We start from the raw sequence: 23,107 nt of genomic DNA, 5'->3' as shown, positions 1-23,107 counted from the left end.
GAAAGGAGGATCCACTGTGAATCGTTTAAAAGAAAAATTTAATACTGAAGTTACAACGGACTTAGTAAAAAAATTCAACTATAGTTCTGTAATGGAAGTACCAAAAATAGAAAAAATTGTAGTAAACATGGGTGTTGGAGATGCTGTACAAAACTCTAAAGTATTAGATGATGCTGTAGAAGAATTACAAGCTATCACTGGTCAAAAACCATTAGTAACTAAAGCGAAAAAATCTGTCGCTACATTCCGTTTGCGTGAAGGTATGCCAATCGGTGCTAAAGTAACTTTACGCGGTGAAAGAATGTATGACTTTTTAGATAAATTAATTGCGGTATCACTTCCACGTGTTCGTGACTTCCGTGGTGTATCAAAATCAGCATTTGACGGTAGAGGTAACTACACTTTAGGTGTTAAAGAACAATTAATTTTCCCTGAAATCGACTATGACCGAGTAAGTAAAATACGAGGAATGGATATCGTTATCGTAACAACTGCTAACACTGACGAGGAAGCTCGTGAATTGTTAACACAATTCGGTATGCCATTTCAAAAATAATCTCTAAAGGAGGCTAATTAAGTGGCTAAAAGTTCAATGGTTGCTAAGCAACAAAAAAAACAAAAGTTCCAAGTACGTGAATATACGCGTTGTGAACGTTGTGGTCGTCCACATTCTGTATATCGTAAATTTAAATTATGCCGTATTTGTTTCCGTGAATTAGCTTATAAAGGCCAAATCCCTGGCGTTCGTAAAGCTAGCTGGTAATAGAAAAAAGTCTGAAAGGAGGCAACATTCAATGACAATCAACGATCCAATTGCAGATATGCTAACTCGTGTAAGAAACGCAAACATGGTGCGTCACGATAAGTTAGAATTACCTGCATCAAATATTAAAAAAGAAATTGCTGAAATATTAAAAAGTGAAGGTTTCATTAAAAACGTAGAATACGTTGAAGACGATAAACAAGGGGTTATCCGTTTATTCCTTAAATATGGTCAAAACAATGAACGTGTTATCACTGGATTAAAACGTATCTCAAAACCAGGTTTACGTGTTTATGCTAAAGCAAACGAAGTACCTAAAGTATTAAATGGTTTAGGTATTGCATTAGTTTCTACTTCTGAAGGTGTAATCACTGATAAAGAAGCAAGAAAACGTAATATTGGTGGAGAAATCTTAGGTTACGTTTGGTAATAATTAATAACAAGGAGGTGCGATAACATGAGTCGTGTTGGTAAAAAAATTATTGACATCCCTAGCGACGTTACAGTAACTATCGAAGGAAATACAGTTTCTGTTAAAGGTCCAAAAGGCGAATTATCACAAACAATGAATGAAAGAATGACATATAAGCAAGATGAAAACACATTAGAAGTTGTTAGACCAACTGATTCTCAAAATGATAGAACAGTTCATGGTACAACTCGTGCTTTGATTAATAATATGATTCTAGGTGTTAAAGATGGCTATAAAAAAACACTTGAGCTTGTAGGTGTTGGTTACCGTGCTCAAATGCAAGGTAATGACCTAGTATTAAACGTTGGATACTCACATCCAGTTGAATTTAAAGCTGAAGATGGAATCACTTTCGGTGTTGATAAAAACACTACAGTAACTGTAGAAGGTATTTCAAAAGAACAAGTTGGAGCGATTGCTTCAAACATCCGTTCAGTAAGACCTCCAGAACCTTACAAAGGTAAAGGAATCCGTTACCAAGGTGAATACGTTCGCCGTAAAGAAGGTAAAACTGGTAAATAATAAATAACTTTCAGAAGAAAGGAGTAATAAAATGATCAGCAAAATTGATAAAAACAAAGTGCGTTTGAAAAGACATGCACGTGTCCGTAACAAATTGTCTGGCACTGCTGAAAAACCACGTCTAAATGTTTATCGTTCAAACAAACACATTTATGCACAAGTTATCGATGATGTTAATGGCAAAACATTAGCACAAGCTTCAACACAAGAAAAAGATCTAGCTAATGAAACTGGATCTAAAGTTGATTTATCAGCTAAAGTCGGCGAAACAATTGCTAAAAGAGCAAATGAAAAAGGCGTAAAAACAATTGTATTTGACCGCGGAGGATATTTATATCACGGACGTGTTAAAGCATTAGCAGAAGCAGCTCGTGAAAATGGTTTAGAATTTTAATTTAAAGGAGGGACATTTACATGGCTCGTAGAGAAGAAGCGAAAGAATTTGAAGAACGCGTTGTTACAATTAATCGTGTTGCAAAAGTTGTAAAAGGTGGTCGTAGTTTCCGTTTCAGCGCTTTAGTAGTAGTTGGAGATAAAAACGGTCGCGTTGGATTCGGTACTGGTAAAGCACAAGAGGTACCTGAAGCAATCAAAAAAGCAGTTGAAGCAGCTAAGAAAAACTTAGTTGAAGTTCCACGTGTCGAAGGTACAACTCCTCACATGATTACTGGACAATTCAGTTCAGGTAGTGTATTAATGAAACCAGCTGCACCTGGTACTGGTGTTATTGCGGGTGGTCCTGTTCGTGCGGTATTAGAACTAGCAGGTATCACTGATATCTTAAGTAAATCTTTAGGTTCAAACACACCAATCAACATGGTGCGTGCAACAATTAATGGATTACAAAACCTTAAAAATGCTGAACAAGTTGCGAAATTACGTGGCAAGTCAGTAGAAGAATTATATAATTAAGGAGGGAAAATAAGTTATGGCTAAATTACAAATTACCCTCACTCGTAGTGTTATAGGTCGTCCAGAAACACAACGTAAAACTGTTGAAGCTTTAGGTTTGAAAAAAACAAACTCTTCAGTAGTTGTTGAAGATAACCCTGCTATTCGTGGGCAAATCAACAAAGTAAGTCACTTAGTGACAGTAGAAGAAAAATAATTAAGGAGGTGCCGAAATGAAATTACATGAGTTAAAACCAGCAGAAGGTTCTCGTAAAGTTCGTAACCGCGTAGGTCGTGGTGCAGCTACTGGTAACGGTAAAACTAGTGGCCGTGGACAAAAAGGACAAAAAGCGCGTTCAGGTGGTAGTATCAGACCAGGATTTGAAGGTGGACAATTACCTTTATTCCGCCGTTTACCAAAACGAGGTTTTACTAACATTAACCGCAAAGAATATGCTATTGTTAACTTAGACCAACTTAATAAATTTGAGGATGGTACTGAAGTAACTCCTGCTTTATTAGTAGAATCTGGTGTAGTTAAAAGTGAAAAATCTGGTATTAAAGTACTAGGCAATGGTTCACTTGACAAGAAGTTAACAGTGAAAGCTAACAAATTCTCTGCTTCTGCAGCAGAAGCTATTGATGCTAAAGGCGGAGCACACGAGGTGATCTAATGTTTCAAACGCTTGTGAGCTTCTTTACTACAAAAGAAGTTCGTAACAAGATCTTTTTTACGCTCGCAATGTTAGTTATTTTTAAAATAGGTACTTATATTCCAGCACCTGGCGTAAATCCAGCTGCTTTTGACAGTCAACAAGGTTCTCAAGGTGTCACTGACTTACTGAATACGTTTGGTGGCGGAGCCTTGCAGAACTTTTCTATCTTTGCCATGGGTATAATGCCATATATTACTGCATCAATTGTGATGCAGTTATTACAAATGGATATTGTTCCAAAGTTTTCAGAGTGGGCAAAACAAGGTGATGCAGGTAGAAAGAAACTTAATAACGTAACCCGTTATTTTGCGATTGTACTTGCTTTTATCCAATCAATAGGAATGGCGTTCCAATTTAATAATTATTTACAAGGTCAACTTATTATGGATCAGTCCGTAATAAGCTACCTGACAATAGCTGTTGTATTAACAGCTGGAACAGCGTTTTTAATTTGGATAGGTGAACAAATCACTCAATTCGGTGTTGGTAATGGTATTTCCATCATTATCTTTGGAGGTATTTTATCTTCATTACCTTCATCATTAATCCAGTTTTACCAACAGTCCTTTGTAGGACAAGATGACACAACTTTAGCATGGTTAAAAGTTATTGGGTTAATTGTTGGAATGATATTGCTAACAGTTGGTGCAATATTCGTACTACAAGCTATTAGAAAAATACCAATTCAATATGCGAAAAAACAGTCTGCACAACGATTAGGTTCACAAGCAACATATTTACCTTTGAAAGTTAACTCTGCAGGGGTTATCCCAGTCATCTTTGCAATGGCGTTCTTCTTATTACCAAGAACATTAACTTTGTTCTTCCCTGATGCAAGTTGGGCGCAAAAAGTATCTGACGTTGCAAATCCATCGAATAATATAGGGATGATTGTTTATGTAATCCTTATTATTGCATTTGCATATTTCTATGCATTTGTACAAGTCAATCCTGAAAAGATGTCTGATAACCTTAAAAAACAAGGAAGTTATGTTCCGGGTATTAGACCTGGCGAACAAACAAAAAAATATATTACTAAAGTTCTCTACAGATTGACCTTTGTAGGATCAATATTCTTAGCTGTCGTTGCTATACTACCAATCATTGCTACTAAGGTGATGGACTTACCACAATCGATTCAAGTCGGTGGTACAAGTCTACTTATCGTAATTGGTGTTGCGATTGAAACAATGAAGAGTCTTGAAGCTCAAGTGAGTCAAAAAGATTATAGAGGCTTTGGTGGTAGATAAATTGTAGGAGGGCACTTATGAATATCATTTTAATGGGTTTACCTGGCGCAGGTAAAGGAACTCAAGCGAGTGAAATTGTTAAGAAATTCCCAATTCCACACATATCTACTGGAGACATGTTCAGAAAAGCGATTAAAGATGAAACGGATTTAGGCAAAGAAGCTAAATCATACATGGATCGTGGAGAATTAGTCCCTGATGAAGTTACTGTGGGCATCGTAAAAGAAAGAATTTCTGAAGACGATGCAAAAAAAGGATTCTTACTTGACGGCTTTCCTCGTACTATTGAACAAGCAAAAGCATTAAGTGAAATCATGCAAGAATTAGATAGAAAAATTGATGCTGTTATCAATATAGAGGTACCTGAAGAAGAATTAATGAACCGCCTTACTGGTCGTAGAATTTGCGAAAAATGCGGGCACACTTATCATCTTGTATTCAATCCTCCAAAAGTTGATGGCATTTGTGATATTGACGGTGGTAAATTATACCAACGTGAAGATGACAACCCAGAGACAGTTGCAAATCGTTTAAATGTCAATGTGAAACAATCTAAGCCAATCCTAGAATACTATGATAATGAAAATGTATTGAAAAACATTGATGGTTCAAAAGATATTAACGAGGTTACTTCAAACGTAATCGATATTCTTGAGAATCTAAAATAGTATCAACTTTGTACGGTCTATGTAATGCCAAGAGTATAAACGAAAAAGAGTGACAATGCGATATAGTAATTCATTTTAATTTTGTTGAACTTATTAACAACACTTATAGACTCGTAGGGTTAGAGTTGATCTTAGACGATAACCAACTATTGTAAAAAGGGGGAAGTTAATAAATGGCTAAGCAAGATGTTATTGAATTAGAAGGTACAGTATTAGATACTTTACCAAATGCAATGTTTAAAGTAGAATTAGAAAATGGTCATGAGATTTTAGCTCACGTTAGTGGTAAAATCAGAATGAATTATATTCGAATTCTACCTGGCGACAAAGTAACTGTAGAAATGTCTCCGTATGATTTAACACGCGGAAGAATTACGTATCGTTATAAATAATCGTCACTCCATAATATAGGGAGGTATTAAAATGAAAGTAAGACCATCAGTAAAACCAATTTGCGAAAAATGTAAAGTCATTAAACGTAAAGGTAAAGTAATGGTAATTTGTAGCAATCCAAAACACAAACAAAGACAAGGTTAATAAAGAGAGGTGTAAATAATTATGGCACGTATAGCAGGAGTAGATATTCCACGTGAAAAACGTATTGTTATTTCGTTAACTTATGTATATGGTATCGGTACTACTACAGCTCAAAAAATTGTTGAAGAAGCAAATGTATCTGCAGATACACGCGTTAAAGACTTAACTGATGACGAATTAGGTCGTATCCGTGAAGTAATCGACAATTATAAAGTAGAAGGTGACTTACGTCGTGAGCAAAACTTAAACATTAAACGTTTAATGGAAATCTCATCATACCGTGGTATCCGTCACCGTCGTGGATTACCAGTACGCGGACAAAAAACAAAAAACAATGCTCGTACTCGTAAAGGCCCAGTTAAAACTGTAGCTAACAAGAAAAAATAATAGGTAAAGGAGGCAAATTTTAAATGGCACGTAAACAAGTATCTCGTAAACGTAGAGTGAAAAAGAATATTGAGAATGGTGTAGCACATATCCGCTCAACATTCAATAATACAATCGTAACTATTACTGATGAATTTGGTAATGCTTTATCATGGTCATCAGCAGGTGCACTTGGATTTAAAGGATCAAAAAAATCAACACCATTCGCAGCACAAATGGCATCAGAAACTGCAGCTAAAGCAGCTATGGAACATGGTTTGAAAACTGTTGAAGTTACAGTTAAAGGTCCTGGCCCAGGTCGTGAATCAGCGATCCGTGCATTACAATCAGCTGGATTAGATGTAACTGCAATCCGTGACGTTACTCCAGTACCACATAATGGTTGTCGTCCACCAAAACGTCGTCGCGTATAATATTATCGTTATTGTCGCAAGTCACTGAGAAACACAGTACAATTCAAGTCGACGTAATCAAGGAGGATATTTGTAAATGATTGAAATCGAAAAACCTAGAATTGAAACAATTGAAATTAGTGAAGATGCTAAATTCAGTAAGTTCGTTGTTGAACCACTAGAACGTGGCTACGGTACTACACTAGGAAACTCCTTACGTCGTATCCTACTATCTTCATTACCAGGTGCAGCCGTTAAATACATCGAAATCGAAGGTGTATTACATGAATTCTCAGCAATAGATAATGTTGTAGAAGATGTTTCAACAATTATCATGAACATCAAAAAACTAGCATTGAAAATTTATTCTGAAGAAGATAAAACATTAGAGATTGATGTAAAAGATGAAGGCGAAGTTACTGCAAGTGACATCACACATGATAGTGATGTAGAGATTTTAAATCCTGAGATTAAGATCGCAACAGTATCTAAAGGTGGACATTTAAAAATCCGTCTTGTTGCTAATAAGGGTAGAGGTTACGCATTAGCAGAACAAAATAACACTAGTGATTTACCAATTGGTGTAATTCCAGTGGATTCACTATATTCACCAGTAGAACGTGTTAACTATACTGTAGAAAACACACGTGTAGGTCAAAGTAGTGATTTTGATAAATTAACTTTAGATGTTTGGACTAATGGTTCTATTACGCCACAAGAGTCTGTTTCTCTAGCGGCAAAAATCTTAACTGAACATTTGAACATCTTCGTTGGATTAACTGATGAAGCTCAAAATGCTGAAATCATGATTGAAAAAGAAGAAGATCAAAAAGAAAAAGTACTTGAAATGTCTATTGAAGAATTAGACCTATCTGTACGTTCATATAACTGTTTGAAACGCGCAGGTATTAATTCTGTTCAAGAATTAGCTGATAAATCTGAAGCAGATATGATGAAAGTGCGCAATTTAGGACGTAAATCATTAGAAGAAGTTAAATATAAACTTGAAGATCTAGGTTTAGGTCTTAGAAAAGAAGATTAATATAAAGGAGGTTAACTCATGGGTTACAGAAAATTAGGACGTACATCTGATCAACGTAAAGCGATGTTACGTGACTTAGCTACTTCACTTATTGTAAGTGAGCGTGTTGAAACTACAGAAGCACGTGCAAAAGAATTACGTAGTGTTGTTGAAAAATTAATCACTTTAGGTAAAAAAGGAGATTTAGCATCTCGTCGTCAAGCTGCTAAAACTTTACGTAATGTTGAAATCTTAAATGAAGATGAAACAACACAAACTGCACTTCAAAAATTATTTGGTGAAATTGCTGAACGTTATACAGAACGTCAAGGCGGTTACACTCGTATCCTTAAAGTAGGCCCTCGTCGTGGTGACGGTGCTGAATCAGTAATTATAGAATTAGTTTAATTTAAATACACATACTACTATGTATAAAGCAAATGAGTGCAACGATAATGTTTGCCACATACAAATATTGTCTAGCTCAGAGTACCCCATCAAACTTAATAAATTTTAAAGCGTGAACTCAAATATGATGGGGTGCGCGCTTTTTTTTGTTAGTCCCCCTTAATTCGAAGAATTTAGGGGGACTTATGCAATTGCAAAGCAATAGCGAACCACTGTGCCTTAATTCGAAGAATTTAGGGGGACTTATGCAATTGCAAAGCAATAGTGAACCACTGAGCCTTAATTCGAAGAAGATAAGGAATGCCTTTACGGATTAAATGCATAAGTAGATCTAGCTAAGCAAAGCTTAGAGAACTGCTTTAGATTTATGCAATTGCAAAGCAATAGCGAACCACTGAGCCTTAATTCGAAGAAGATAAGGAATGCCTTCACGGAGTGAATGCATAAGTAGATCTAGCTAAGCAAAGCTTAGAGAACTGCTTTAGATTTATGAAATTGCAAAGCAATAGCGAACCACTGAGCCTTAATTCGAAGAAGATAAGGAATGCCTTCACGGAGTGAATGCATAAGTAGTTCTAGCTAAGCAAAGCTTAGAGAACTGCTTTAGATTTATGCAATTGCAAAGCAATAGCGAACCGCTAAGCCTTGATTCGAAGAAGATAAGGAATGCCTTCACGGAGTGGAGACATGAGCAGTTCTAGCTAATCAGCGATTTGTTTATAAATTCATATAAGTTTATTGTTAGGTATCAGTAATTGTTAATCGTGAAATATAATCTTTAGATGTTTAATGGTATCTTTTTGAAGACTCAATAAATGAGATTTAAAAGAAAAATTAGTGAAGAAGAAGTGCTTATTTATTATTTTTCATGTAAAATGATTAAGTATATAATTAATATTTTTGATTTAGGAGATAACTGACATGGTAACGCAAGCAGAAGAAATAATTAAATTTGATCACGTATCTTTTAAATATAATAGCGATGAACCACTTGCGTTAAATGATGTATCATTTAGCATACCAAGAGGTAAATGGACTTCTATAGTAGGCCACAATGGTTCAGGTAAATCAACGATAGCAAAACTGATGATAGGCATTCAAAAACCTTTTGAAGGCCAAATTTATTTGAACGGTATAAGTATCAATGATGATAACTTAAATGAGTTAAGACAACATATAGGAATTGTATTTCAAAATCCAGAAAATCAATTTGTAGGGTCTACTGTAGAATTTGATGTAGCTTTTGGTTTAGAAAATAATGCGATATCTTACGAAAAGATGCACGAAATTGTACCCAAAGCATTAGCGGATGTAGATATGTTGGATAGAGCCACATATGAGCCGCAATCACTTTCAGGTGGTCAAAAACAGCGTGTCGCAATCGCAGGTGTCTTAGCATTAAATACGGATATCATTATATTAGATGAAGCGACGTCTATGTTAGATCCAGAAGGCAGAACAGAATTAATTTCATTAATTCACCGTTTAAAAGAAGAAAAAGATGTGACAATCATTTCCATCACTCATGATTTATCAGAAGCTATAGATGCGGACCATTTAGTTGTTTTAAACCAAGGTTCCTTATATCAAGCAGGTTTGCCTCAAGTTATTTTTAATAAAGGAGCGGCACTGACACAAATTGGTTTAGATTTACCGTTTGCAATGAGAATGAGCCAACAACTCTTAGGTGTTACTGACTATATTTCTTACGAAAGGTTGGTAAGCAAATTATGACTGTTAAATTTGATCAAGTATCTTATGTTTATCAAAAAGGAACACCTTATGAGCATCTTGCATTGAAAGACATTGTAACCACTTTTGAACAAGGAAAGTATTATGCAGTAATTGGTCAAACAGGCTCAGGCAAGTCTACATTAATTCAGCATATTAATGGACTACTCAAACCTTCACATGGCTCTTTAGAGGTCAATGATGTCCAAATTACACATAAAACTAAAGATAAGTATTTAAAACAAGTACGAAAACGTGTGGGGGTAGTATTCCAGTTTCCAGAATCACAACTTTTTGAAGACTCAGTAGAACGAGAAATATTATTTGGACCTAAAAATTTTAATATGCCACTTGAAGAAGTAAAAGTACGGGCATTTCAATTATTAATCGAATTCGGTTTTAATAGAGATATACTTGAACAATCGCCTTTCCAAATGTCGGGAGGCCAAATGAGAAAAATAGCAATTACTTCTATCTTAGCTATGGATCCAGATATTGTCATATTAGATGAACCCACTGCAGGTCTTGATCCTAAAAGTAGAAATCAAATCATGGAAATGTTAAAGAAACTTCAAGTTGAACAACATAAAACAATCATATTAGTCACGCATGAAATGAATGACGTTGCAAAATATGTTGATGAAGTAAAAATTATTAAGCAGGGCAAATTAGTTGAAAGCTGTTCTCCAAGAAAATTGTTTAATGCAAATGACTATGTTAAAGACATGCACTTGGATGTTCCAGACATCGTTAAATTACAGAGAGACATTGAAGCAAAACATCAAATTAAATTTGACCGTATTGCATTAACCGAATCAGAATTCACTGAGATGTATAAGGAGTGGCAAAAAAATGAGAGATAAGTTTATTATAGGACGTTATCTTCCATTAGACACTTTTGTACATCGTCGTGATCCACGTGCAAAATTAATTTTTGTCTTTTTATTTATTATATTAATATTTTTTGCACATTCATTTTTTACTTATTTATGGTTATTTATAATCATTGTAACCATGATGAAAACTGCTCATATAAAAGCTTGGTTTTTAATTAAGGGGTTAACCCCAATATGGATTTTTCTGATTTTCACCTTTTTAATGCATTTATTTTTAACTAAAGGTGGTATACGGATATTTGAATTCGGTTTTATTTCAATTGATACACATGGTATTTTAGAAGGTATTTATATTGTCTTGAGGTTAATGTTTATCATTATGGTGTCTACAATTATGACTTTAACGACAAGTCCTTTAGATCTTACTGATGCATTTGAAAGGTTATTATACCCATTAAAGTTGATAAAAATACCTGTACATTTACTGAGTATGATGATGTCAATTGCTTTACGTTTTATTCCAACTTTAATGAATGAACTGGATAAAATTATCTTAGCACAGAAATCAAGAGGTTCTGAAATCAGTTCAGGGGGATTAATCAATAGAGTGAGCGCGTTTATACCTTTGTTAATTCCTTTATTTATCTCAGCTTTCCAAAGAGCTGAAGATTTAGCAATTGCAATGGAAGTACGTGGTTATGATACAAACAAACAGCGAACGAGTTTTCGTCAATTAAACTGGCAAAAGTCTGATAGCTTGTTATTGATATCAATAATACCAATAGCAATAATATTATTTGTGTTAAAGTATATGGGAGTGTAAAGGATGGTTCGTGTTTTAGTAAATATTTCGTATCAAGGTAGTCAATTCTTAGGTTTTCAAATTCAAAATAATGGTAGAACGGTACAACAGCAATTTGAAAAAATACTTAAGCGCATGCACAAGCGACATGTTAGAATTCATCCTAGTAGCCGAACTGATCGTGGTGTGCATGCAATAGAGCAATATTTTCATTTTGATTCAGAGCTTAACATTTTACCAGATCAATGGCAGTATGCAATGAATCGGGCATTACCTGATGATATTTTTGTGAAACATGTTTCATTTGTAGATGCGTCATTCCACTGTAGATATGATTGTGTGGGTAAAACTTACCGCTATAAAGTTTATCAATCACCTAATAAAAATCCATTTGAATGTGGTTTGAAAGCACACGTACCTGAAAGTTTAGACTTTGAAAAGATGTCTCAGGCTGCCAGTTTATTTATGGGTACACATGACTTTACTGGTTTTTGTTCTCAAAAAACAGAAGTTGAAAGTAAAGTACGTACTCTATATGAAAGTAGAATCGAAAAAACAGAATATGGTTTTGATTATGTAGTTACTGGTTCAGGGTTTTTATATAATATGGTACGTGTGTTAGTTGCATTTTTAATTGGTGTGGGTAAAGAGAAATTTCAGCCTGAGTCAGTTCCACAATTATTAAAAGCGAAAGATCGCAATAAAGTTCCGTTTACTGCACCAGCAGAAGGATTATATTTGGAACATATATACTTGTCTCCCGAAGCACTCATAAGTGATTTTGGTGAAGACATAAAAATATATCAAAAAAAATCCACACAAAATAGGTAAATTACATTGACAAAACACCATAAAAATTATACGATAACTAACGGTATTGTTTTATATCACCCCACGATAAGCCCCGGAATCTTATTGTGTAACAAGATATAGAAGCACGTAGAAATTATAAATTAACAAAATAAATGCATTTAAGTTTAAATATCATTTCAATTAGACAAGAAACATTTATTTATTCTAGGAGGACAATTATATGCGTCAAACATTTATGGCTAATGAAGCAAACATTGAGCGCAAATGGTATGTTATTGATGCTGAAGGTCAAACACTTGGTCGTTTATCATCAGAAGTAGCTGCTATTCTACGCGGTAAAAATAAAGTAACTTATACACCACACGTTGATTCAGGTGATTATGTAATTATCATCAACGCTGCTAAAATTCAATTCACTGGTAATAAAGAACAAGACAAAATGTATTACCGTCACAGTAACCACCCAGGCGGAATCAAATCAATCTCTGCTGGTGAGTTAAAAGCTAAAAACCCAGAACGTTTACTTGAAAACTCAATTAAAGGTATGTTACCAAGCACACGTCTAGGTGAAAAACAAGGCAAAAAATTATTTGTATATGGTGGCGCTGAACATCCACACGCTGCACAACAACCAGAAAACTACGAGTTACGTGGTTAATTAAAAGGAGGAAATTACATTGGCACAAGTTGAATATAAAGGCACAGGCCGTCGTAAAAACTCAGTAGCACGTGTACGTTTAGTACCTGGCGAAGGTAACATTACTGTTAACCACACTGATGTACGTAGCTACTTACCATTCGAATCATTAATCTTAGACTTAAACCAACCATTTGATGTTACAGAAACTAAAGGTAACTATGATGTATTAGTTAACGTTCACGGTGGTGGTTTCACTGGACAAGCACAAGCTATCCGTCACGGTATCGCACGTGCTTTATTAGAAGCAGATCCTGAATATAGAGGTTCATTAAAACGCGCTGGATTACTTACACGTGACCCACGTATGAAAGAACGTAAAAAACCAGGTCTTAAAAAAGCTCGTCGTTCACCACAATTCTCAAAACGTTAATATATCAAATACTGTGGCGAATACGCTTCACCTACAGATTTGTACATTAATTGCTTAAGTAATTGGTGTTTATATAGCAACAATATTTCTAACTTCCCATATTCGTATGGGAAGTTTTTTTGATTTATAAAATATTAAAAAACAATTTTTACTGCTTTTAAAATTCAAAGCATTTGGTTTACTTTAGTAAGTTCAGTTAGTATGAAGTATAATAAAGTAAAAATGGTATTAGAGGTTATACATATGACATTCAATGAATTAAAACATCTCTTGAAGCAATTGATTTTCGTGTTAATATTTATTTTTTTAGCTAGTATTGTCGTTTTGACTTTGAATCAACTGTTTAACAAAACTCACATTAAAAACATGTCTAACGAGACATCGATTCCTACATTTTATTTGCATGGTTTTGCCGGTACAGCTAATTCAGAAAAATACATGGTTAATTCAGCAGTGCAAAATAATATTACAAATGACGTTGTTGAGGCCAAAGTTTCATCAAAGGGAAAGGTGACATTTAATAAAAATATAGTTAATAATATGAAACGCCCGATTATAAAAATCATTTTTGAAGATAATGAGGAAAAAGATTTAGAAAAAGATGCGCAATGGATTAAAAATGTTATGATTGCTTTTAATGCAAAATATCATTTTAAAAAATTCAATTTTGTAGCTCATTCTATGGGAAATCAATCATTTAGTTACTATATGTTAAAGTATGGTGATGATAGTGCCTTACCTAAGTTAAATAAGCAAGTGAGTTTAGCTGGAAACTTTAACGGGGAAGTGGATATCAATGGTTTGGACTTAAATATATATTTAGATAAAAATGGCAAACCTAACAGGATGTTAAAAGCATATAGAAATTTATTATCTATGCAAGCGCACTATCCTAAAAATGCTGAAGTGCTTAATATTTATGGAGATTTAAAAGACGGAACCCATTCTGATGGTAGAGTTACAAATGTATCTTCAGAATCGTTAAGGTATCTCTTGTCAAATCACGTTAAAACTTATAAAACATACAAAGTATATGGACCAAAAGCAGAACATAGTGAGCTCCATGATAATAAAAAAGTTACAGATCAAATGAATGCATTTCTTTGGGGCTTATAAATGAAAAAGATAACTCTATGATTTTAGAATTATCTTTTGTACAGTTTTGAATCCATGTTATTTACTCATTCTAAAAGGCTTAAAATGTATTATTTTCAGCTGCTAATAATTGTAGTAAGTTTTTGCGATTTGCTTCACCATATACATGTGGCTGTATCATCATTTCATCTGCATTATATTGATTTGCGATAGCTTTAAGTTGAGTGAAAACTTCATTTGGCAAACCACTGATAACACGTGCTTTATTTTGATGCATTTTTTCTATTTCTCTAGTGGATGGCTGTCTTTGTTGCGCAAATGTAATTGATGGATAATGACTAGGTTGTTTTAAATAATTAATGCGTAATAGCCATAGATGAAAAGCTTGTTCTAACTCTTTGATTTTTTGAATGTCATTTGCTGTGATGACAAAAGTTGAAATAATAACATAAGGTGTTCGGTTTGGATGAAGTTCTGAAAATAGCTTACGATAAACAGCGATAGATTGTTTAACTTTATTTTTATTTTTCCCCATTAAAGCGGTGACAAAAGGTAAGCCGTGTTGTGCGGCGAGTTCAGCGCTATTTTGACTTGTGCCTAATAAATGCATATTAGGTTGCGTTGGGATTAAAGGCGTGGCGTATAATCCAGGAAATCTTTGCTTTTGAATGTCATCATTAAAATAGTTTGTTAGATCCACAATTTGTGTTTCAAAATCAATGTTAGCTGTTTTGTTTTCATTTAACGCTTGATTTACATTTTTAAAACTGAAAGAGCGGCCAATGCCTAAATCTACTCTACGAGGGTGACGTCCTTCTAATATTTTAAAGACTTCTGCTATTTTATAAGCACTATAGTGGGGAAGCATAACGCCACCACTGCCAATGCGTATCGAAGTAGTATTTTCTAACAAAGCCATCATAATCATTTCTGGAGCACTAGAAGCAACTGACAATACTTTGTGATGTTCAGCAACCCAAAATCGATAAAAATCTAATGATTCAGCAAGTTGAGCTAATTCAACAGAATGATTTATCGCTTGAGTGGTGTTACTACCTTCAAATATTGGGACATAGTCTAGTATACTTAATCGCATGTTTACATTCTCCTTCATTACAATCATTTAAGTGCTCTATTCTGTTTATCATAACATGTGGACAAAATATCAAATAAGCGATTTGATTGATTGCATCACCTCATCACTATAAAATAGAAGAAAAGATGAAATGGAGGCAAAATAATGAAAACAGAAAGCATTGTATTAGCAAAACGTCCAGAAGGTATACCTTCAGATGATGTATTTAGATACGAAACTGTTGAAATAGATGAGCCTAGTAAAGATGAGATTCAAATTGAAGCGATATATATTTCGGTAGATCCATATATGCGTGGCAGAATGGATGATAGTAAATCTTATATTCAACCATTTCAATTGGATGAACCATTGGCAGGTCATATTGTTGGAAAAGTAATACAATCCAATGCTGATGGTTTTGAACAAGGCGATTATGTTGTAGGTATGCTACCTTGGCAAAAACACACAAATGTATCAGCACAAAGTGTTACGAAAATTACCCAGCGAGACATTCCACTATACTTATATCTTAGCGTACTAGGTATGACTGGCCAAACAGCATATCACGGATTGCTAAAAATTGGACAACCAAAAGAAGGGGAAACAGTTGTTGTATCTGCAGCTTCAGGAGCTGTGGGTTCAGTAGTAGGTCAAATTGCTAAACTCAAAGGTGCTCGTGTAGTTGGTATTGCAGGTGGAACAAGTAAAACAGAATATTTAACTGATCAATTAGGATTTGATGCTAGCGTAGATTATAAAGCTGATAACTTCTCAGAAAAATTAGCTCAAGCGGTGCCTGATGGTGTAGATGTTTATTTTGAAAATGTTGGTGGACACATTGCAGATGAAGTTATGAAACACTTAAATCAATTTGCTAGAATTCCAGTATGTGGAGCGATTTCTGGTTATAATGATAAGGGTATTGAGCATGGTCCACGGATTCAACCAATTTTAATAAAATCACAAGCACTTATGAAAGGGTTTGTTGTGGCTAATTATGCAGACGACTTTAAACAAGCTAGTCAGCATCTTGCACAGTGGGTAAATGAAGACAAAATAAAAACAAAAACTTCAATCGTAGAAGGATTTGAAAACGTGCCTAATGCATTTAGAAATTTATTTACTGGAGACAATTTTGGTAAACAAGTGGTTCAAGTATCAGATAATTTATAACTAAAGGAGATGCACATATGAAAGCAATTGGTGCAGACAAACCGTTTACATTAGATGAGGGTAATCAATTTTATGAAATGGATATAGAGACGCCAAAACCTCAGCAGCGTGAGTTATTAGTACGTTTAACAGCTATTAGCGTTAATCCAGTAGATACGAAAATTAGACAATCGTCTATAAATGAGTCGCCAAGAATTCTAGGTTATGATGCTGTAGGCATTGTAGAAGATTTGGGTGAAGATGTTAAACAATTTAAAATTGGAGATGAAGTTTATTACTCAGGCTCACCATCATATCAAGGCTCAAATCAGACCTATCAACTTGTTGATGAACGCTTAGTAGCATTAAAGCCAAGTAATATTAGTGATACAGAAGCGGCAAGTTTACCATTAACTGGCTTAACAGCATCAGAGACACTTTTTGATGTTTTTAATATTTCTAAAAATCCTGAAGAAAATAAAGGTAAATCCTTATTAATAATTAATGGGGCAGGTGGCGTAGGCAGTATCGCGACACAGATAGCAAAATATTACGGATTACATGTCATCACCACTGCATCACGTGATGAAACGTATAATTGGTCAAAATCATTAGGTGCGGACATCGTGTTGAATCATAAAAATAATTTGACAGATGAATTTAAAAAATATGAAATTAGTGAAGTAGATTATATTTTTTGTACTTTTGATACGGACTTATATTATGAAAAAATGATTGAACTTGTAAAACCACGTGGTAAAATTGCGACAATTGTTGCTTTCAATCATGAGCAAGATTTGAATTTACTAAAGCCTAAAAGCATAACCTTTACTCATGAATATATGTATTCAAGACCTTTGAATCAAACAGAAGATATGGCTATTCACGGTACGTATCTAAAAGACATCACTGATAAAGTAGAATCTGGTGATTATCAACCAACAGCAAATGAAGTGTTAAAAGGATTAACAGCAGATAATATTTTTGAGGCGCATAGAAAAATGGAAAATCATAGAATGGTCGGTAAATTGGTTATTTCAATTTAACAAAAGTGAAAAGTATTCTTAACGAAAACACTGTTAGTTATATATAAATTATTGTTAAATCATATGTGATATGCCAAAGCGATTTGATTAAATTAAGAGCTTTCAAGGAGCAAATGCAGTCAAATTATTATATTTGATTGTTATTTTGCTCCTTTATTTTTTCAACATAACCGTCTATCACATGTTCGGTATCATCATTTTCACTTTTGAATATATGTGCGTCTTAAAATAAAAGTTATATATAAATTAAAATGTTAAATGCAATTAAATTCATAAATTACGCATATTAGCACGATGTAAGGGTATATGTGACACATAAAGTAAAGGGAGAGTGTCATGTTAATATGCGATTTAGAAAATTAACAGTGGTTTTTTGGGTAGCGTTAACGATTTGTACGCTATTTGTTATATATGGAGCAATTGCGCCTAAACAATTAGAGTCGGTTACACAAGCAATTACCAATTTTATTGCAGTAAATTTTGGATGGTATTATTTACTATTAGTATTAGCCATTTTAGTTGTATCTATCTATTTATTATTTTCTAGATATTCAACAATAACTTTAGGTCAAGAGGGAGAAGACCCAGAATTTTCACTTAAATCATGGTTTGCAATGTTATTTAGTGCAGGTATGGGGATAGGCTTAGTATTTTGGACAACAGCTGAACCCATCAGTCACGCATTTACTTTAACACCGATACATAAAGCAGGAACACAAACTGCTATAAATGAAGCGATGCAGTTTTCATTTTTTCACTGGGGTATACATGCGTGGGCAGTGTACGGAATTGTTGGACTCGTGTTTGCGTACTTTAATTTTCATAAAGGATATCCTGGATTAGTTAGTGCTACATTAAGACCCATTTTGGGTGAAAAAATGATGCGAGGCCCAATAGGTGGCGCAATCGATGTGCTTGCAATTATTGCCACAGTAACTGGTGTTGCTGCGACATTAGGTTTTGGTGCATTACAAATTAATGAAGGGTTGAATTTCTTATTTAAAATACCTTCTAATTTTGGTACACAAGTTGTGATTATCGTTATAGCTACAGTGTTATTTACCTGGTCTGCTTGGTCCGGTATTGATAAAGGCATTAAAAACTTAAGTAATATTAATATGTTTTTAGCTTTTGTAGTTTTGATCGCATTATTTTGTGTCGTTCCTACGTTAAATATTTTAAATATGTTTACGAATTCATTGGGTGATTATATTGCTAATTTCTTTAATATGAGTTTACGTATCCCACAAGCAGGTGGAGAGAAATTCCAATGGTTACAACAGTGGACAATCTTCTACTGGGCATGGTGGGTTTCTTGGGCGCCATTTGTTGGTATATTCATTGCTCGGGTTTCTCGAGGTAGAACAATTAAAGAATTTATTTTAGGTGTACTTTTTGTACCAGCACTTGTTTGTTTTTTATTCTTTGCAGTATTCGGGGCATCTGCAATTTATTTACAGCAAAATGGTATTGCCAACATTGCTAAAGAGGCAACTGAAACTGCAACATTTGCAACGCTTGAGCATTTCCCATTAGGATTTTTACTCAGTATTATCACGCTCATTGTAATTATGATTTTCTTTGTTACTTCAGCAGACTCAGCAACTTACGTGCTTGGTATGTTGAGTTCTAAAGGTAGTATAAACCCATCCGGTATAGTAAAAGTAAGCTGGGGGATTATTTTAGCTTTATTTGCGATGATTATGATTTATACAGGTGGTACACAATCAATACAAAATTTATTAATCATTGCAGCTTTGCCTTTTTCAATCGTCATTATCTTTATGATTTGGTCACTATTCAAATCATTATCAATTGAAAAACCGCGTCCTAGCAATAAATTACTTGTTTCTGATGAAAAGTATTTACAATATCGAAAATCAAATCAAGATCATGAAAAAAATACCTAATTACAAATGCATCATGGCAGTGATTAAAATTATTTTACCAAATACATTATAATTTCAATTTAAAATGTTTTTACGTTTATTTAACGGGGTATAAAGATGTATGACATGTACATATAATTTGACTATAGGAGGTGTCATACGAGGTGAAGCGAATTAAAAATTTTATACTAGGTCTATTAATCGTAGTCATCGTTGGTTTTTTACTATTTATGTATATCAAAGATTCTAGAATTAGTGAGTACCAGGACTACTTCAAGCAATTTAATTGGTTTGAACCAACGTTAATTGGCTTAGCAGCTCTATTGATTTTAATAGGTCTAATACTTGTATTTAGCTTGTTTAAACCTACGTATAGAAAACCTGGACTTTATAAAGACTATGAAGATGGACATATTTATGTATCGAGAAAAGCAGTTGAAAAATCTGCATACGATACACTTGTAAAATATGACCAAATTCGTCAACCAAATGTTATAGCGAAACTATATAATAAGAAAAAGAAATCACATATTGCTTTAAAAGCTGATTTCTTTGTTCCGGGTGATGTTCAAGTTGGTTCATTAACAGAAGAAATAAGAAATGACATTAAACAAAATGTTGAGCATTTCACTGAATTACCAGTTTCAAAATTAGAGGTTAACGTTAGAGATCAAAAAGCCTCAGGCAAACGTGTGTTGTAAGGGAGGGTTATCATGGCTAACAATAATAACCAACAAAGACAAGATTCTACACAAGAAGTTGTTGATTTTTTCAAAACATTTAAATGGAGAATAATTGGATTTTTAGCATTTCTAATTATCGCTATATTATTTTTAACGTTAGGTTTCTGGAGTACAATATTAATTATCGTTTTGTGTTTAATTGGTATTGGTATTGGGTATACTAAAGACCGTAAGCAAGATTTTTTAAATTTCTTAAATCGATGGAGTTAATTAATTTAAATAGTATATTATTAATTTTAAAATCTTATATAACAAAGGAGAATTAATTATGGCAGTAGATAACAATAAAGCAAAACAAGCATATGATAACCAAACTGGAGTAAACGAAAAAGAGCAAGAAAAACAACAACAGCAGCAACAACAGCAACAAGAACCAGAATTCACAAATAAGTTAACGTTCTCAGACGAAGTTATTGAAAAAATTGCTGGTATTGCCGCACGCGAAGTAAATGGTATTTTAGAAATGAAAGGCGGCTTCGTTGATAACATTTCTAGTTCATTCGGAAGCAGCAACAATGTAACACAAGGTGTTAGCGTTGAAGTAGGCGAAAAACAAGCTGCAGTTGATTTAAAAGTTATTTTAGAATATGGTGAATCTGCACCTAAAATTTTCCGCAAAGTAACAGATTTAGTTAAAGAACAAGTAAAATATATTACTGGTCTTGAAGTTGTAGAAGTGAATATGCGTGTTGAAGACGTGATGACTAGAAAAGAATGGTCACAAAAAAATGAAAAAAGCCAAAATTCAAGCAACGAAAATAAAGGCTTACAATAACACATAATTTAAAAAATACCGGTAAAGGTAATCCTTTACCGGTATTTTTTGTATATATATTGTGTATATTTATTTCTGATGTAAAGGATTGTCAACTTTAATATAGGTATAGTAATCCGCTTCATCAGTCAGACGCATGGTTGTAACACATTTATAATCTATTTTGGGTGCCAATAGGATTGATTTTATATTTTTCACGCGTTGTTGGTCATCTATATCGTTTGCAATATCATTTAATTTAGCAATTAAAATATCTCGAATCAATTGCCAAAGTTGCTTTTCAAAATTAGAATCTTCACTTGATTTTGTAATACTGACAATTAATTCACTGAGATGATTTTGAATACTTGAATAAAAGACTTTATTAAATACTGTTTGAGGTTGATCAGATAAAATTAAAGATTTTTCATGAAAACTTGCAGTACTATAACCCATCTTATTCAAGCGTATGCGATCGATACGTAACCCCTCAAAATCACGTATATAAAGCCTATCTAATCGTCCATCTTCACTAAATGTAGCGATTGAATTTTGTAAATGTGCTTCAAGGGCGATACCGTATTTCACATATAGAGGAATCGTGATATCTATTAAGGCTTGACCGTATTGATTTATCCAAGATAAAGCAGCGATTTCAAAGGTCGGAAACTTATTTTTTTCTTTATATTTGTTAATTAACGAAACAATTAATGGTTCATTATTATATATAGTTGAACTAACTAACGCTGAAGGGATGATAGGTGTAGTTTCATTTTTAATTAAATGATAAATATTGGTTCTAAATAATGTACCTAGTTGTTCACTTCTTTTAGTTCTGGTAGTGACTTTGTCCAATGAATTATAAAAATGAATACCAGCAAGTTCATCAATTGTATCAGCGTTTATATGCTTAAATAATGAATCTTTTTGTTTTATATCATTAAGGATATGTGTTACTTGTGGACCATTTATTGTAGTTTGCTCAGATAATGTTCTAATCTCACCAGTAATATGAACATTAGTTGATAACTTGATATGAGGTGACTTTTTAGGATATTTGGGCATTAAAGTTCTAAATGATAATCCTGCGTAATAAAATTGTTGATAATCAATTGGTATCAATCGATTTGTTTTTAATTCTTCTTTATATTCTTGTAATAAGATATGGTCGTATTGCCATGGATGGACGACCATGACGTAATATTGATTAACTTGATCATGACCAACATGATCAATAACAGCTGCTTCTAACCCTTCAAACAATCTAAAAAGTAAATCATTTTCTTCTTCAATATAAGTCTGAGCTTTTGCTATTGATTTATGTATTAAAATAAATTGTAAGGATATGGCATTACCAAATTCGGCTGAATAATTAATTACAGTTTCTGGTGTCATTCCTTTACGTAATTTAGCACCCGGATGAATTGGGTGACCTTCAATAACAAACTGTTCAGAACTCAAATAACTGTCCTCTGCATTCATGATTAATTCATATAAGCTTTTTTTATTGTTTTCTAATGTATATGCTTGATAACTTAATGCAATGGCCATATTTGTGACACTGTTGTTCAAATCTTCATAAAATTGTGTACTAGCTTCATTATCTAGCTCTGGTGATATCGTTAAAATAATATTTAATATTTCATTTGGATGTTGGACTCTATTGTAATTTCCGTTGTCTTCAATATAAAATGGTCCTTGAACGTCTAGACGATCAAATGCATGATTTCCTGTAATCGTTGCATATAGCGTCTTATTAACTTTCGGAAACGCAATGGATAACAATTTGCTGTTTGCTGGTAAGTGCACAATGTTCAAATCTTGGTTAGAAATAATCTTACTGTAACTCCGACTGTCTATTAAATTTTCTCTATGTAATGAAGAAATTAATCTTTGAGATATTTTATCTCGACTTTCTAAAAGCATATTTAAAAACAATTGTGCCCATTGTTCATTGATTGATAATAAATAATCAAATGCATGTTGTTCATCATTGTTCATTTTATTTGATAAATTGTTGTTAATACTTTTTGAATTCATAAAGCACCTCTAAATATTATTTTACAAAAGTATA

At 33.6% G+C, this 23,107-nt stretch carries 31 protein-coding genes; 29 read left to right on the top strand and 2 right to left on the bottom strand.

Going from position 1 to position 23,107, the window contains the following annotated elements; translation table 11 throughout:
- The first annotated feature begins 16 nt into the window (after window positions 1-16).
- From rplE to KA833_RS02450, 23 genes are all read left to right on the top strand, one after another.
- Window positions 17-556: a 50S ribosomal protein L5 gene (rplE, locus tag KA833_RS02560; protein ID WP_046208422.1), complete on the top strand. Its 540-nt coding sequence runs from the start codon at window positions 17-19 to the stop codon at window positions 554-556.
- A gap of 21 nt (window positions 557-577) precedes the next feature.
- Complete coding sequence (locus KA833_RS02555; RefSeq protein ID WP_046208421.1) at window positions 578-763, top strand: type Z 30S ribosomal protein S14; 186 nt, start codon at window positions 578-580, stop codon at window positions 761-763.
- 31 nt (window positions 764-794) lie between these two features.
- A complete protein-coding gene (gene rpsH, locus KA833_RS02550; RefSeq protein WP_019468652.1) occupies window positions 795-1,193 on the top strand; it encodes a 30S ribosomal protein S8 in 399 nt (132 codons plus the stop codon).
- Window positions 1,194-1,220: 27 nt separating this feature from the next.
- The gene (gene rplF, locus KA833_RS02545) at window positions 1,221-1,757 is read left to right on the top strand and encodes a 50S ribosomal protein L6 (protein ID WP_019468653.1); all 537 of its coding nucleotides are present in this window, start codon (window positions 1,221-1,223) and stop codon (window positions 1,755-1,757) included.
- A 31-nt stretch (window positions 1,758-1,788) separates the two neighbouring features.
- Window positions 1,789-2,151, top strand: a complete 363-nt coding sequence (gene rplR, locus KA833_RS02540; RefSeq protein WP_046208420.1) for a 50S ribosomal protein L18 — start codon at window positions 1,789-1,791, stop codon at window positions 2,149-2,151.
- Between the two features lie 20 nt (window positions 2,152-2,171).
- Window positions 2,172-2,669: a 30S ribosomal protein S5 gene (rpsE, locus tag KA833_RS02535; protein ID WP_019468655.1), complete on the top strand. Its 498-nt coding sequence runs from the start codon at window positions 2,172-2,174 to the stop codon at window positions 2,667-2,669.
- 16 nt (window positions 2,670-2,685) lie between these two features.
- The gene (gene rpmD / locus KA833_RS02530; protein WP_002482630.1) at window positions 2,686-2,865 is read left to right on the top strand and encodes a 50S ribosomal protein L30; all 180 of its coding nucleotides are present in this window, start codon (window positions 2,686-2,688) and stop codon (window positions 2,863-2,865) included.
- 16 nt (window positions 2,866-2,881) lie between these two features.
- Window positions 2,882-3,322: a 50S ribosomal protein L15 gene (gene rplO / locus KA833_RS02525; RefSeq protein ID WP_046208824.1), complete on the top strand. Its 441-nt coding sequence runs from the start codon at window positions 2,882-2,884 to the stop codon at window positions 3,320-3,322.
- Window positions 3,322-4,614 carry a preprotein translocase subunit SecY gene (gene secY, locus KA833_RS02520; RefSeq protein ID WP_046208418.1) on the top strand — a complete coding sequence of 431 codons (1,293 nt, stop codon included), beginning with the start codon at window positions 3,322-3,324 and terminating at the stop codon, window positions 4,612-4,614. The genes rplO and secY overlap by 1 nt, the downstream gene beginning before the upstream one ends.
- Window positions 4,615-4,631: 17 nt before the next feature.
- Window positions 4,632-5,282, top strand: coding sequence for an adenylate kinase (locus KA833_RS02515; protein ID WP_019468658.1), 651 nt, complete (start codon window positions 4,632-4,634; stop codon window positions 5,280-5,282).
- A gap of 173 nt (window positions 5,283-5,455) precedes the next feature.
- On the top strand, window positions 5,456-5,674 hold the full coding sequence (gene infA / locus KA833_RS02510; protein ID WP_001118443.1) for a translation initiation factor IF-1: 219 nt from the start codon (window positions 5,456-5,458) through the stop codon (window positions 5,672-5,674).
- A 31-nt stretch (window positions 5,675-5,705) separates the two neighbouring features.
- Window positions 5,706-5,819, top strand: a complete 114-nt coding sequence (gene rpmJ / locus KA833_RS02505; RefSeq protein ID WP_002482634.1) for a 50S ribosomal protein L36 — start codon at window positions 5,706-5,708, stop codon at window positions 5,817-5,819.
- 21 nt (window positions 5,820-5,840) lie between these two features.
- Window positions 5,841-6,206: a 30S ribosomal protein S13 gene (gene rpsM / locus KA833_RS02500; protein ID WP_046208417.1), complete on the top strand. Its 366-nt coding sequence runs from the start codon at window positions 5,841-5,843 to the stop codon at window positions 6,204-6,206.
- Window positions 6,207-6,229: 23 nt separating this feature from the next.
- Window positions 6,230-6,619, top strand: coding sequence for a 30S ribosomal protein S11 (rpsK, locus tag KA833_RS02495; RefSeq protein WP_019468660.1), 390 nt, complete (start codon window positions 6,230-6,232; stop codon window positions 6,617-6,619).
- Between the two features lie 76 nt (window positions 6,620-6,695).
- Complete coding sequence (locus KA833_RS02490; RefSeq protein WP_210128051.1) at window positions 6,696-7,640, top strand: DNA-directed RNA polymerase subunit alpha; 945 nt, start codon at window positions 6,696-6,698, stop codon at window positions 7,638-7,640.
- A gap of 18 nt (window positions 7,641-7,658) precedes the next feature.
- On the top strand, window positions 7,659-8,027 hold the full coding sequence (gene rplQ / locus KA833_RS02485; RefSeq protein WP_046208416.1) for a 50S ribosomal protein L17: 369 nt from the start codon (window positions 7,659-7,661) through the stop codon (window positions 8,025-8,027).
- A 921-nt stretch (window positions 8,028-8,948) separates the two neighbouring features.
- Window positions 8,949-9,761, top strand: a complete 813-nt coding sequence (locus tag KA833_RS02480) for an energy-coupling factor transporter ATPase (protein WP_070657854.1) — start codon at window positions 8,949-8,951, stop codon at window positions 9,759-9,761.
- Window positions 9,758-10,621 (top strand): energy-coupling factor transporter ATPase, encoded by an 864-nt coding sequence (locus KA833_RS02475; RefSeq protein ID WP_046208414.1) that lies wholly within the window; start codon window positions 9,758-9,760, stop codon window positions 10,619-10,621. Before KA833_RS02480 ends, KA833_RS02475 begins: the two co-directional genes overlap by 4 nt.
- Window positions 10,611-11,417, top strand: coding sequence for an energy-coupling factor transporter transmembrane component T family protein (locus tag KA833_RS02470; RefSeq protein ID WP_046208413.1), 807 nt, complete (start codon window positions 10,611-10,613; stop codon window positions 11,415-11,417). Before KA833_RS02475 ends, KA833_RS02470 begins: the two co-directional genes overlap by 11 nt.
- Before the next feature lie 3 nt (window positions 11,418-11,420).
- Window positions 11,421-12,227: a tRNA pseudouridine(38-40) synthase TruA gene (gene truA / locus KA833_RS02465; RefSeq protein ID WP_046208412.1), complete on the top strand. Its 807-nt coding sequence runs from the start codon at window positions 11,421-11,423 to the stop codon at window positions 12,225-12,227.
- A 202-nt stretch (window positions 12,228-12,429) separates the two neighbouring features.
- Window positions 12,430-12,867, top strand: coding sequence for a 50S ribosomal protein L13 (rplM, locus tag KA833_RS02460; protein WP_046208411.1), 438 nt, complete (start codon window positions 12,430-12,432; stop codon window positions 12,865-12,867).
- Window positions 12,868-12,886: 19 nt separating this feature from the next.
- Complete coding sequence (rpsI, locus tag KA833_RS02455; RefSeq protein WP_019468668.1) at window positions 12,887-13,279, top strand: 30S ribosomal protein S9; 393 nt, start codon at window positions 12,887-12,889, stop codon at window positions 13,277-13,279.
- A 243-nt stretch (window positions 13,280-13,522) separates the two neighbouring features.
- Window positions 13,523-14,395: an alpha/beta hydrolase gene (locus tag KA833_RS02450; protein WP_145381663.1), complete on the top strand. Its 873-nt coding sequence runs from the start codon at window positions 13,523-13,525 to the stop codon at window positions 14,393-14,395.
- A gap of 79 nt (window positions 14,396-14,474) precedes the next feature.
- Here KA833_RS02450 and KA833_RS02445 read toward each other — a convergent pair whose 3' ends face one another.
- Window positions 14,475-15,470, bottom strand: a complete 996-nt coding sequence (locus KA833_RS02445; RefSeq protein WP_046208408.1) for an LLM class flavin-dependent oxidoreductase — start codon at window positions 15,468-15,470, stop codon at window positions 14,475-14,477.
- Window positions 15,471-15,614: 144 nt separating this feature from the next.
- Here KA833_RS02445 and KA833_RS02440 point away from each other — a divergent pair, with 144 nt between their 5' ends.
- The 6 genes from KA833_RS02440 to KA833_RS02415 all read left to right on the top strand — a co-directional run bounded on the left by KA833_RS02440 (window position 15,615) and on the right by KA833_RS02415 (window position 21,054).
- Window positions 15,615-16,622, top strand: a complete 1,008-nt coding sequence (locus KA833_RS02440; protein ID WP_210128053.1) for an NADP-dependent oxidoreductase — start codon at window positions 15,615-15,617, stop codon at window positions 16,620-16,622.
- A 17-nt stretch (window positions 16,623-16,639) separates the two neighbouring features.
- Window positions 16,640-17,647 (top strand): zinc-binding alcohol dehydrogenase family protein, encoded by a 1,008-nt coding sequence (locus KA833_RS02435; protein WP_064209391.1) that lies wholly within the window; start codon window positions 16,640-16,642, stop codon window positions 17,645-17,647.
- A 344-nt stretch (window positions 17,648-17,991) separates the two neighbouring features.
- A complete protein-coding gene (locus KA833_RS02430; RefSeq protein WP_210128055.1) occupies window positions 17,992-19,557 on the top strand; it encodes a BCCT family transporter in 1,566 nt (521 codons plus the stop codon).
- Window positions 19,558-19,700: 143 nt separating this feature from the next.
- Window positions 19,701-20,237 (top strand): alkaline shock response membrane anchor protein AmaP, encoded by a 537-nt coding sequence (gene amaP / locus KA833_RS02425; RefSeq protein ID WP_019468674.1) that lies wholly within the window; start codon window positions 19,701-19,703, stop codon window positions 20,235-20,237.
- A gap of 12 nt (window positions 20,238-20,249) precedes the next feature.
- Complete coding sequence (locus KA833_RS02420; RefSeq protein ID WP_019468675.1) at window positions 20,250-20,489, top strand: DUF2273 domain-containing protein; 240 nt, start codon at window positions 20,250-20,252, stop codon at window positions 20,487-20,489.
- 58 nt (window positions 20,490-20,547) lie between these two features.
- The gene (locus tag KA833_RS02415; RefSeq protein WP_046208404.1) at window positions 20,548-21,054 is read left to right on the top strand and encodes an Asp23/Gls24 family envelope stress response protein; all 507 of its coding nucleotides are present in this window, start codon (window positions 20,548-20,550) and stop codon (window positions 21,052-21,054) included.
- Window positions 21,055-21,123: 69 nt separating this feature from the next.
- Here the strand turns inward: KA833_RS02415 and KA833_RS02410 are convergent, their stop codons facing one another.
- Window positions 21,124-23,073 carry an IucA/IucC family protein gene (locus KA833_RS02410; RefSeq protein ID WP_210128057.1) on the bottom strand — a complete coding sequence of 650 codons (1,950 nt, stop codon included), beginning with the start codon at window positions 23,071-23,073 and terminating at the stop codon, window positions 21,124-21,126.
- Window positions 23,074-23,107 lie beyond the last annotated feature (34 nt).

It is taken from the genome of Staphylococcus sp. GDY8P67P (assembly GCF_017892545.1).
In the GTDB taxonomy this organism is placed as follows: domain Bacteria; phylum Bacillota; class Bacilli; order Staphylococcales; family Staphylococcaceae; genus Staphylococcus; species Staphylococcus ureilyticus.
The sequence above is the reverse complement of the archived record's forward strand: the minus strand, read 5'-3'. Positions and strand labels throughout refer to the sequence as shown.

Excerpts from the sequence above, each read along its gene's own strand:
- rplF (WP_019468653.1), top strand. The coding sequence starts at position 1,221 with ATGAGTCGTGTTGGTAAAAAAATTATTGACATCCCTAGCGACGTTACA.
- rplR (WP_046208420.1), top strand. The coding sequence starts at position 1,789 with ATGATCAGCAAAATTGATAAAAACAAAGTGCGTTTGAAAAGACATGCA.
- KA833_RS02430 (WP_210128055.1), top strand. The coding sequence starts at position 17,992 with ATGCGATTTAGAAAATTAACAGTGGTTTTTTGGGTAGCGTTAACGATT.
- rpmD (WP_002482630.1), top strand. The coding sequence starts at position 2,686 with ATGGCTAAATTACAAATTACCCTCACTCGTAGTGTTATAGGTCGTCCA.
- KA833_RS02515 (WP_019468658.1), top strand. The coding sequence starts at position 4,632 with ATGAATATCATTTTAATGGGTTTACCTGGCGCAGGTAAAGGAACTCAA.
- rplM (WP_046208411.1), top strand. The coding sequence starts at position 12,430 with ATGCGTCAAACATTTATGGCTAATGAAGCAAACATTGAGCGCAAATGG.
- rpsE (WP_019468655.1), top strand. The coding sequence starts at position 2,172 with ATGGCTCGTAGAGAAGAAGCGAAAGAATTTGAAGAACGCGTTGTTACA.
- KA833_RS02435 (WP_064209391.1), top strand. The coding sequence starts at position 16,640 with ATGAAAGCAATTGGTGCAGACAAACCGTTTACATTAGATGAGGGTAAT.
- secY (WP_046208418.1), top strand. The coding sequence starts at position 3,322 with ATGTTTCAAACGCTTGTGAGCTTCTTTACTACAAAAGAAGTTCGTAAC.
- KA833_RS02480 (WP_070657854.1), top strand. The coding sequence starts at position 8,949 with ATGGTAACGCAAGCAGAAGAAATAATTAAATTTGATCACGTATCTTTT.
- rpmJ (WP_002482634.1), top strand. The coding sequence starts at position 5,706 with ATGAAAGTAAGACCATCAGTAAAACCAATTTGCGAAAAATGTAAAGTC.
- KA833_RS02410 (WP_210128057.1), bottom strand. The coding sequence starts at position 23,073 with ATGAATTCAAAAAGTATTAACAACAATTTATCAAATAAAATGAACAAT.
- KA833_RS02490 (WP_210128051.1), top strand. The coding sequence starts at position 6,696 with ATGATTGAAATCGAAAAACCTAGAATTGAAACAATTGAAATTAGTGAA.
- KA833_RS02445 (WP_046208408.1), bottom strand. The coding sequence starts at position 15,470 with ATGCGATTAAGTATACTAGACTATGTCCCAATATTTGAAGGTAGTAAC.
- KA833_RS02475 (WP_046208414.1), top strand. The coding sequence starts at position 9,758 with ATGACTGTTAAATTTGATCAAGTATCTTATGTTTATCAAAAAGGAACA.
- KA833_RS02415 (WP_046208404.1), top strand. The coding sequence starts at position 20,548 with ATGGCAGTAGATAACAATAAAGCAAAACAAGCATATGATAACCAAACT.
- KA833_RS02440 (WP_210128053.1), top strand. The coding sequence starts at position 15,615 with ATGAAAACAGAAAGCATTGTATTAGCAAAACGTCCAGAAGGTATACCT.
- rpsM (WP_046208417.1), top strand. The coding sequence starts at position 5,841 with ATGGCACGTATAGCAGGAGTAGATATTCCACGTGAAAAACGTATTGTT.
- rpsK (WP_019468660.1), top strand. The coding sequence starts at position 6,230 with ATGGCACGTAAACAAGTATCTCGTAAACGTAGAGTGAAAAAGAATATT.
- infA (WP_001118443.1), top strand. The coding sequence starts at position 5,456 with ATGGCTAAGCAAGATGTTATTGAATTAGAAGGTACAGTATTAGATACT.
- rplO (WP_046208824.1), top strand. The coding sequence starts at position 2,882 with ATGAAATTACATGAGTTAAAACCAGCAGAAGGTTCTCGTAAAGTTCGT.
- KA833_RS02450 (WP_145381663.1), top strand. The coding sequence starts at position 13,523 with ATGACATTCAATGAATTAAAACATCTCTTGAAGCAATTGATTTTCGTG.
- KA833_RS02470 (WP_046208413.1), top strand. The coding sequence starts at position 10,611 with ATGAGAGATAAGTTTATTATAGGACGTTATCTTCCATTAGACACTTTT.
- KA833_RS02420 (WP_019468675.1), top strand. The coding sequence starts at position 20,250 with ATGGCTAACAATAATAACCAACAAAGACAAGATTCTACACAAGAAGTT.
- truA (WP_046208412.1), top strand. The coding sequence starts at position 11,421 with ATGGTTCGTGTTTTAGTAAATATTTCGTATCAAGGTAGTCAATTCTTA.
- rplQ (WP_046208416.1), top strand. The coding sequence starts at position 7,659 with ATGGGTTACAGAAAATTAGGACGTACATCTGATCAACGTAAAGCGATG.
- rpsH (WP_019468652.1), top strand. The coding sequence starts at position 795 with ATGACAATCAACGATCCAATTGCAGATATGCTAACTCGTGTAAGAAAC.